The organism is candidate division WOR-3 bacterium (genome assembly GCA_026418155.1).
Classification (GTDB): domain Bacteria; phylum Hydrothermota; class Tepidihabitantia; order Tepidihabitantales; family CAIPLT01; genus JAOABV01.
Genome location: JAOABV010000064.1, coordinates 1 through 9,744, shown reverse-complemented (window position 1 = coordinate 9,744; position 9,744 = coordinate 1). Strand labels below are relative to the sequence as shown.

At 34.8% G+C, this 9,744-nt stretch carries 11 protein-coding genes, 1 tRNA gene and 1 pseudogene; 12 read left to right on the top strand and 1 reads right to left on the bottom strand.

Features of this window, described 5'->3' with window-relative positions; genetic code table 11:
- The 12 genes and pseudogenes from N2201_06650 to N2201_06595 all read left to right on the top strand — a co-directional run.
- Positions 1-233 (top strand): ferredoxin family protein (locus tag N2201_06650; protein ID MCX7785882.1); only part of this gene is annotated, 233 nt, incomplete at its 5' end.
- Between the two features lie 125 nt (positions 234-358).
- Positions 359-1,459: a 2-oxoacid:acceptor oxidoreductase subunit alpha gene (locus N2201_06645; protein ID MCX7785881.1), complete on the top strand. Its 1,101-nt coding sequence runs from the start codon at positions 359-361 to the stop codon at positions 1,457-1,459.
- Positions 1,460-1,620: 161 nt separating this feature from the next.
- Positions 1,621-2,376, top strand: coding sequence for a thiamine pyrophosphate-dependent enzyme (locus N2201_06640; GenBank protein ID MCX7785880.1), 756 nt, complete (start codon positions 1,621-1,623; stop codon positions 2,374-2,376).
- A 108-nt stretch (positions 2,377-2,484) separates the two neighbouring features.
- Positions 2,485-3,024 carry a 2-oxoacid:acceptor oxidoreductase family protein gene (locus N2201_06635; protein ID MCX7785879.1) on the top strand — a complete coding sequence of 180 codons (540 nt, stop codon included), beginning with the start codon at positions 2,485-2,487 and terminating at the stop codon, positions 3,022-3,024.
- Positions 3,025-3,210: 186 nt separating this feature from the next.
- Positions 3,211-4,071, top strand: coding sequence for a DUF4438 domain-containing protein (locus N2201_06630; GenBank protein MCX7785878.1), 861 nt, complete (start codon positions 3,211-3,213; stop codon positions 4,069-4,071).
- Positions 4,072-4,195: 124 nt separating this feature from the next.
- Positions 4,196-4,522, top strand: a complete 327-nt coding sequence (locus N2201_06625) for a hypothetical protein (GenBank protein MCX7785877.1) — start codon at positions 4,196-4,198, stop codon at positions 4,520-4,522.
- The gene (locus N2201_06620) at positions 4,522-6,765 is read left to right on the top strand and encodes a V-type ATP synthase subunit I (GenBank protein MCX7785876.1); all 2,244 of its coding nucleotides are present in this window, start codon (positions 4,522-4,524) and stop codon (positions 6,763-6,765) included. Before N2201_06625 ends, N2201_06620 begins: the two co-directional genes overlap by 1 nt.
- A gap of 1 nt (position 6,766) precedes the next feature.
- On the top strand, positions 6,767-7,177 hold the full coding sequence (locus N2201_06615) for a GxxExxY protein (protein ID MCX7785875.1): 411 nt from the start codon (positions 6,767-6,769) through the stop codon (positions 7,175-7,177).
- Positions 7,178-7,233: 56 nt separating this feature from the next.
- The gene (locus N2201_06610; protein ID MCX7785874.1) at positions 7,234-7,713 is read left to right on the top strand and encodes a V-type ATP synthase subunit K; all 480 of its coding nucleotides are present in this window, start codon (positions 7,234-7,236) and stop codon (positions 7,711-7,713) included.
- A 33-nt stretch (positions 7,714-7,746) separates the two neighbouring features.
- Positions 7,747-8,117, top strand: a pseudogene (locus tag N2201_06605) (GxxExxY protein).
- Between the two features lie 51 nt (positions 8,118-8,168).
- On the top strand, positions 8,169-8,714 hold the full coding sequence (locus tag N2201_06600; GenBank protein ID MCX7785873.1) for a V-type ATP synthase subunit E family protein: 546 nt from the start codon (positions 8,169-8,171) through the stop codon (positions 8,712-8,714).
- Positions 8,715-8,751: 37 nt separating this feature from the next.
- A tRNA-Glu gene (locus tag N2201_06595) sits at positions 8,752-8,826 on the top strand.
- Positions 8,827-9,170: 344 nt separating this feature from the next.
- Here the strand turns inward: N2201_06595 and N2201_06590 are convergent.
- Entirely contained in the window at positions 9,171-9,344 is a 174-nt protein-coding gene (locus tag N2201_06590) for a hypothetical protein (protein MCX7785872.1), read from the bottom strand.
- Between the last annotated feature and the right edge of the window lie 400 nt (positions 9,345-9,744).

Genomic DNA, 9,744 nt, shown 5'->3' with positions numbered 1-9,744 from the left:
ATTCTATTCTTGGTATTAAATTGAACCGAAACTGGTGTAAAGGTTGTGCTCTTTGTGTTGAAATCTGTCCCAAGAATGTTTATGACCGTGAAGCCAAAGTCTCAGCCAGAGGTTTCCGCGAAATCGTCATTAAAAATCCTGAATTGTGTAATAAATGCCTTTTATGTGAATTATTATGTCCAGATTTAGCAATTACGATAGAAAAAGAGGTCAATTCAAAAGTCAATAGCTAAAATGCAACGACCTAATAATGCTTTAACTCAAATCGCAAATCTCAAAACTCAAAACCAGTACATACCATTTAACCTTTGAGATGAAATCTAAAATCAAAAGTTTATTGACCCCTGGCAAATATTTTATGCAAGGTAATATTGCTTGTGCTGAAGGTGCTTTGGCTGCTGGTTGCCGATATTATGCTGGTTATCCTATCACACCTTCGTCGGAAATTATGGAACATCTTTCAGTTCGGCTTCTCGAATTGAAAGGTGCTTTTATCCAAATGGAAGATGAGATTGGCTCTATCTGTTCAATGATTGGTGCCTCTTGGGCTGGTGCTAAAGCAATGACCGCAACTTCTGGACCGGGATTCAGTTTGATGCTCGAAGGTATTGGTTATGCGTTAATGACTGAAACGCCTTGTGTGATTGTTAATGTGCAACGCGCTGGACCAGCAACGGGTCAAGCAACCCGACCGGGTCAAGGTGATATTATGCAAGCTCGATGGGGTGCTCATAGTGATTACCGCATTATCGCACTTTCTCCTTGGTCAGTTCAAGAAATGTATGATTTAACTATAAGAGCATTTAATTTAGCAGAAAAGTTTCGTGTGCCGGTGATTTTGTTGTCGGATGAAGTCGTCGGACACTTAAAAGAAAGTTTTGTTATTAAGCCAGAAATTGAAATTTTTGATAGAGACAAATCGCAGACCTCTCCTCCTTTTGGCAGTGAAAAAGAAGATGGGGTGCCACCAATGCCTTCATTTGGTCAAGGTGCTAAATTATTAGTTACTGGTTCAACTCATAATGAGTTTGGAATTCGAAAAGTTGCTGACCCCTTAGTTCAAGAAAGATTAGTCAAAAGACTCTGCCTAAAAATTGATAATCATAAAGCAGAGATTTGTGAATCGGAAACTTATTTTACTGATGATGCCGAATATCTTTTTGTCGCATTCGGAATTTCAGCCCGAAGTGCTTATGCGGTAGTAAAACAATTACGCAGAGAAAATTATAAAGTTGGATTACTTCGCTATAAGACTATTTGGCCTTTTGATGAAAGAATCTTAAAACAAGTTGCCGAAAATTCTAAAATAATCTTTGTGCCTGAAATGAACCGAGGACAACTGGTCTTAGAAATTGAACGAGCCTTGTGTAATAAAAAAGTCGTATCCATACCGAAAACCCAAGGTGAAGCGCTCTATCCATCGGAAATATATTCTGAATTCAAAAAGCATCTTAAATGAGTATCTTTACAATGGTATATAAAGAAGCAAACAAAAATTTATGAGACTACAAAATTATCAACTCAACTTTTACAAAATCACAAGATGTTGGGCTGCATCTAAAATTATTATCCGTAAAGAAATATCAGTGCGAGTTCCGCATTAGCTACGGCAAGTTATTTATGAGCGAACATCTTTACAAATATTTAAGAACCGAAGTATTTCCAAGTCCGTTTTGTGCAGGATGCGGACATGGTATTTTAATGGGTGCCATCTTACGAGCAATTGACGAATTGCAATTAGATTTTAATAAGATGGTTTTTGTTTCAGGAATTGGCTGTGGTGCTTGGATTCCCAGTCCCCATTTTGCTACTGACACTTTACACACTTTACACGGCAGACCGATTGCTTATGCTACAGGTGTCAAATTGGTCAATCCCGAACTAAAAGTTGTGGTAATTTCTGGAGATGGCGATTTAGCCGCAATTGGCGGAAATCATTTAATTCATGCAGCCAGAAGAAATATTGAGATGACAGTTATCTGCGCCAATAATAGTATTTATGGAATGACTGGTGGTCAAGTTTCACCCACGACACCTAAAGATGCAAAAACCCAAACAACTGTTGCCGGTAATCCGGAACCAGCATTTGATTTATGCCAACTTGTCAAAGCCTGTAATGCCCAATATGTTGTCCGATATACAGTCTTTCATATTAAACCCTTAATAAACTCTATTAAAAAAGCAATGACAACAAAAGGGTTTTCCTTTATTGATGTTGTCTCGCCTTGCCCAACTCAATTTGGTCGCAGAAATAAGATGCCTACGCTATATGAGATGCTGATGGATATTAAAAGTCGTTCAATTCGATACGAGTCGGCAAAAACAATGAAAAAAGAAGAACTATCTGATAAAATTATTATTGGTGAGTATGTGTAATCATAAGATTAAAATAAAGGACAATTGGAAAGTAATCAATAAAAAAGATAAATTAATTGTTAAACTTTATTTATCAAATATGCAAATCTCTAAGATTCAGATTTAATTATGACTAAAATCAGAATTGCAGGATTTGGCGGTCAAGGAATTATTTTAGCCGGGGAACTACTTGCTAATGCCGCTGTATTAGATGGTAAGGAAGGCAGTGCGATTGGCTCTTATGGCTCAGCGGCACGAGGCGGTTTAACCAGTTCTGAAGTTATTATCAACAATGAATTTATTGACGCACCATTTGTGGAGAAACCTGATATCCTAATTGCAATGTCCCAAGAAGGCTACGACAAATATTTTTTGACTGTCGAAAATAACGGTTTAATAATTGTCGATTCCGGAATGGTCAATTCAAAAAACTATCCTCGACAATTTGAAATACCCGCAACCAATATTGCGCTTACTGAACTAAAATCGCCTGTGGTCGCAAATATGATAATGCTTGGTGCATTGTCGGCAATAACTAAAGTTGTATCAAAACAATCATTAATTGGCGCAATTAAAAAGTCCGTTGCGGAAAAATTTGTTGAACTCAATATAAGAGGAATTGAAATTGGATACGAAAAAGGTGAACAGATTTTGCAACAAACACACTGAATGGCGAAGATTTTACCTAATACAATCAACTATTATTGATTGCGTAAATAACTTTCATCATTAGTCTTATAAAATTTTATGAAAAACGAATCAGAAACAATTTATAAAATTTTATGAAAACGATTCAGAAACAATTAAAATATAAAAATTTGGCTGTATCTCTGTAACTGAGTAAAAGGAGAAAGTATGATAAAAACAAATATTAACAAACTTATCACCATATCAGTTATTGGACAAATTTCGTCTCCAACCCGTAGACAAAATTATCGTCTTACGCATCAAGGCGAAGCAACGGTTTTTCCGGGCACAGGTGGCATAACTTATAATGTCAAGGTTGGTGATTTGGTCTTTGGTTGGGTTGGTGACCACATTGAACCAGGTGTGTCTGTGAAAAATAAAGATGAAAACGAAAACCGAGCACTGAATGTCTATACTTGTATTGGTAATACTGCATATGTAATCTCTGGCGCAGCCAAAGGGAAAAAAGGCATTGTCACTGGAAAACACGGCGGTATCGAACATATTCTGGTTTGGTTTTCTAAAGAAGTTATTGAAAAACTTGTCATTGGCGACCAGATTCAAATTCGTGCTTGCGGTCAAGGATTGCAAGTCTTTGATTTACCTGATGTGAAATTCTTTAACCTTGACCCGAATCTCTTCTTAAAAATTAATCCGAAAATAAAAAATGGTTACATTGAATTTCCTGTGACCCATATTTTACCACCGACGATTATGGGTTCAGGCTTAGGTAGCGAAACTGTAGCATCAGGTGATTATGACATTACAACTCAAGACCCGGAGACAATTAAACAACTGGGGTTAGATAGACTCCGTTTCGGTGATATTGTTTATTTAGAAAATACAGATAATACTTTTGGTCGATGTTATAAAAAAGGCGCTGGTTCAGTTGGTATTGTGGTCCATTCAGACTGTGTGATTGCTGGTCATGGTCCTGGAGTTACCACGATTGCGACATCAGTAAAAGGTAAAATTAAACCAATAATAAATAAAAATGCGAATATTGCTTATTATTTAAACTTAAAGTGACAGCATCATAAAAGTTAACTCCTCCCCTGAGTTTTTGATTTTACGATATAATGGATAATGGCATTTATCAATACCTCTAATGAATTCAATTGACATTTAATAAAGTTAAAGTAAACTAACCACTATGGATATTGATTTAATTAATGAAATAAAAAAAGCCGAATCTTATGCTGAAGAACTAATTAAGCAAGCCGAAATTAACGGTAAAAATCTTTTGAAACAAACTGAATCTGAAATGACAACACTCATTGAACAGACTAAGGACAAGTTAAAACAACAATCGGATGAAAAATTTTCAATTGCTCGAAAAGAAATTGAACAGAAAGTAGAAGCCATTAAAATCCAGACCAGAAAACAGACCGAACAACTGAAAAATATTGATAATACGAAAATAAACAAAGCAATTAGTTGGGTCATTGAACACATCATCAAAGAACTTCTTCTCCAGTAATGGCAATCGCACCTGTTAAAAAAATCCTAATTGCTGTCCACAAATCCGAAGAGAAAATTTTCTTGGACCGATTACAAGAATTGGGCATTTTACATATCGTGCATAAAGCTGAGAACCAAGAAAGTATCCCCAAAACAACACTACAAGATAGTTTGAATGAAATCGCTTCGGCGATTGAATATCTAAATAACTTCACGGAAAAACCCTCTTTTTTATCAGGCATAGCCACAACTAAAACTGAAATTACTTCAACTGAATATCTTTCTCTTGCTCAGAGATACGATATAAATCGAACCCTAAACAGAATCAAACAACTTCGTCAAAAAATTTCAATTCTCTCAAATCAACAGAAGACACTGTTGACAGAAATTAATATTCTTCAGCCGTGGCAGAACTTGAGATACAATCTTACTGAAATTTACACAACTCGTAACACAGAAATAATCCTTGGTCAATTTTCCACTCAAATTGCCTATCTTCAAACCCAAGACGCCTTAAAAGATTTACCCGTATACATTGAAATTGTCCACCAAGAGCAAGAAATCCTTTACGCGATTATTGCTTATCCTAAAGAAATTAAAGAAACCATCAGACCTTTACTTACCAAATTTGAAATAATTGATTTAAGTAAATTCCAAGGATACCCACAAAATATTATTAATGACCTCAGCGAACAAATCAATGTTGTAGAAAAAGACATCGAAGCGACAAAAGATGAGGTATTGAAATTAGTCTCAGAATTACCAAAATTGCAAATCTTATATGACTATTACTATAATCTCAAGTCGCAAGAGGAAGTCTTACCCCTTCTACAAAAAACTAATGAAGTAATCTTTATTGAAGGATGGATAAAACAAAAAGATTTTAAGAAATTAGAGGAAGTTATTAATTCATTTAAGACTGCAGTCATGACATTGATTGTGCCCAACGAAGGTGAAGAGCCACCGGTTGCATTAGAAAATCGAAGTATTTTTAAGCCATTTGAAATAATTCTTGAACTCTATACAATGCCTAAACCTATAGAACTTGACCCAACACCCTTATTAGCACCCTTCTTTGCCGTCTTCTTTGCATTATGCTTAACTGATGCAGGTTATGGTATTATCCTTTTAATATTAGCATTACTTCTACTAAAAAAAATGAAAACTGCAAGTAAGTTTTTAACATTACTGGCAATTTGTGGTGGTTTTACCATCTTTGCTGGTGCCATCACGGGCGGTTGGTTTGGAGATATTGTTGATAAACTCGGATTACAATTTTTAGTCAAATTCCGAGACCAATTATTGCTCTTTGACCCAATTAAAAATCCAATGCCATTCTTCATTCTCTCAATTGTTCTCGGTTATATTCATCTTAATTATGGTATCTTAATTGAAATCTACGATTCTTTTCGACAGAAAAATTGGCAAACTGCGGTATTTGAACAATTACCTTGGCTTCTATTTCTGAACGGACTAATTATCTATGTCTTTACAGGTAGATTTTTACCCATCACAACCAAGCCATTCGCTATGCTTATTATTCTTATGTCAATGGCAACTATTATTGCTTTTACTCGACGGATTCAAAAGTTGATGTTACATCAAACCCTGTGGGCAATTATCTTTCTTGGTGGTTTAATCTTTCTTGGTGCTAAATTCAATCTTTTTGTCCTTCCCCGTGCTTATTTAAGTTGGAATCTGGGTAAATATCTCATACTAATCGGACTAATTGCCCTTTCCATATTATCATTAATTTCGCAAATATCTCAAAAGAAAACTTTTATACTTCCAATAATTATCTTTGTCATACTAATCTCATCCCTTATCGGCTATTTTGTATTTAAGTTATCAATTGTCTTATTTCTAATAATCTCGGTAATATACATAATGCTTTCAGCAGACAATCGCAAACTGATAAAGAATATTATTTGGGGATTATATAACCTTTATGGTGCCACAAGTTTTTTAGGCATTGTCTTATCTTATATTCGTTTAATGGCATTAGGCATGGTAACTGCTGGCATTGCTATGGCGATTAATACTATTGCTTGGATGGTGATTAAAATTCCAATTATCGGTATAGTTCTCGCTATAATTTTTATGCTCTTTGGTCATGCTTATAATCTTGCGATAAATATATTAGGTGCATTTGTTCATTCCTTGCGATTAAATTATGTCGAATTTTTCCCAAGATTCTTTACTGGTGGTGGTGAAAAATTCTCACCCTTCCAAAGACAAACCAAATATGTTACAATTAAATAGAATGAAAATAGCCACTGAACGCACTGAAAACACTGAAAAATATAAGAATTTTTATGAATCATCACTCACAGAAAAAATAATACAAGCAGCAATCGAAGTTCATAAGAATTTAGGTCCCGGTTTTTTAGAAACCATCTACGAACAGGCTTTACTCCGAGAATTTTCTCTAAATGGAATAAAATATGAATCTCAAAAGTTAATTGATATATTTTATAAACACGAAAAGGTTGGCGAACATCGCATCGATTTAATTGTTGAAGGAAAAGTAATTGTTGAATTAAAATCAACAAGATCTTTTGAGGCTATTCATCGTGCACAAGTACTTTCATATCTAAAGGCAACTAATATTCGGCTCGGGTTATTGATAAATTTTGGTAAAACAAAGATTGACATTGAAAGGATAATTTTATAAAATTCCGTGACTTCAGTGCTTTCAGTGGCAAATAGATTAGATTAACAGGAGGCAAAATGGTTGACCCTTTAGGTTTAGCAATTGCCATTACTGGTTGCGGACTTGCCGCCTTAATGGCTGGAATTGGTTCTGCAATCGGTATTGGTTTAGCATCACAAGTTGCTAACGGCGTTTTATCAGAAGACCCAGGTAAGTTCGGTAGTCTATTTATTCTTGTCGTTTTACCTGGCACCCAAGGTTTTTATGGCTTTTTAGCCGCATTTTTAGGCATAATGAAACTCGGACTTTTAGGTAATCCGGTTCCAATAACGCTTGGCCAAGGATTACAGATGTTTGGTGCGTGTTTACCTGTTGCTTTTGCTGGCTTATTATCCGCAATCTGGCAGGGAAAAGTTTGTGCTTCAGGATGCGAACTGGTTGCCAAAAGACCAACCGAATCAGTAAAAGCAATTATTTATGGTGCTATGGTCGAAACTTATGCCGTGCTTGGATTACTGGTTACAATTTTCTTGCAAATGGGTGTTAAATTAGGTTAAATGAAGTCGCCACAGAGACACAAAGATACTGAGATGAATGAATTAAATGAGTTAACTCGAAAAATAATCGGATGTGCTATAGAAGTCCATCGGAATCTTGGTCCTGGTCTTTTAGAACAAACATATGAGTCTGCTCTTTGCATTGAATTAGAAATGGCAAACATAAATAACAACGACAATGCTCTTTTCCTATAATTTACAAAGGAAAAACGATTGGCGAATATCGAGTAGATTTAATGGTAGAAAATTTAGTAATCATTGAAGTCAAGAGCATTGAGCGATATAACCCAGTATTTGAAGCTCAACTATTGACCTACTTAAAAATTACAGGTAAAAAAATCGGTCTGCTTATTAACTTTAACACAAAATTACTGAAAAATGGCATAAAGAGGTTAATCCTATAAAAAACTCTGTGTCTCGGTGCCTCTGTGGCAAATAAATACAACTAACTTTCTATGTCAATTGAAAAATTAACCAGCACGATTATCGAGTCAGCCCAACAAAAGGCCCAAGCAATTAAAGAGAAATACGAACAGGAAATTGCTAAACTCAAAAAAGCGACTGATGAACAAATAATAAGACTAACCCAAGAAAATAATGAAAAGATCGCCCGGCAAGAATCTTTACTTGAAATGCAATTAATCTCGAATGCTCAACTTACCGCTCAAAAAGAAATTCTCCAAGTTAAATGGGCAATAATTGACCAAGTCTTTAATCAAGCAATAGAGAAATTTGTCTCTTCGGATAAATATTATCAAATTTTAACTGAAATTATCAAGAAACATGCTGATAACGATAGTGAGATAATTGTTGCTTCTCAAGACTATCCTCAATTGCAAAAACTAATGCCCAATATAAAACTAATTCCTAATGAAAACTTTAATCGGGGTATAATTATAAAAAAGAGTCGTATTGAGTTGAATTATTCCCTTGACCGAATTGTAAAATCTCTAAAAAGTGATTTAATTGTTGAATTATCAAAACTACTCTTTACAGAATAACTATTTGCTATATACTATTTGCTAAGTCCTGATAACTGGCGCCATCGTCTAGTCTGGTCAAGGACATCTGGTTCTCAGCCAGAAGACCGGGGTTCAAATCCCCGTGGCGCTATTTGGGTTATTGGTCGTAGATAAGAATTGATTTTCAAATATTATTTCACATTCTATAGTATGCTTATCCAAAGGAAAAAATAATAGTATTCTTTTTATTTATCAGTTTCCTTGGATTCACTAACAAACCGTGAGTTATTGTTTATTCGTAACTATGTTTTTTTGATGTATTTTATTACTATCGCTTAATTTCTTCTAATATTTCTTTTTTAAGTCCACGACTTTTCCCGGATTTCAAAACGCACATTTATCTTTTTCCCTGCCTTATCTGATAAAACATATTTCTTTATCTGATATAACATATTTGATATAACATATTTCTTTCTCTGATATAACATATTTTTTTTATCTGATATAACATATTTCTTTATCTGATATAACATATTTCTTTAAGGTGTGATAACATTCTCGGACAAATGCTTTGTAGTATTGATTGACTTGGGTATTTCCCATAAGAATGGTAACTTTGTGTTCTATCTGCTCAATTTCTAACCGATGTCCTAAGAATTCAGTTGCCATCCTCCTCGTTTTTCTAAAGTCAAAGTCTTGATTTTACGCTTTTGGAAGAATTTGGTCTGGATACTATAAGCATATTTAGCAATATTTTTTAGCAATATCGTGGTCAATCTTCGTATGATATTTAGGAATTTCGATTTGGCTCATTATCTTAGTATGCGTTAAACTAAAGTGAATTGCGGATAATTCACTCAAAAACTTCGGTCAAGGATAACTGCAAACCCTGAGATAATCAAGAATGGTCTTAAGCGTAGGATTTTTAATCAGCCCGTCCTCTAATCGAGCAAGCAAAAACATTTTTAAGCCCTGCCCTTATTCCAACCTCTTTTTGAGATAACTTACTTTCCTCCTAATCCTTTTCAAGTTTTTCAGTCGTTTCTTAGTAAAAATACCATACTAAACA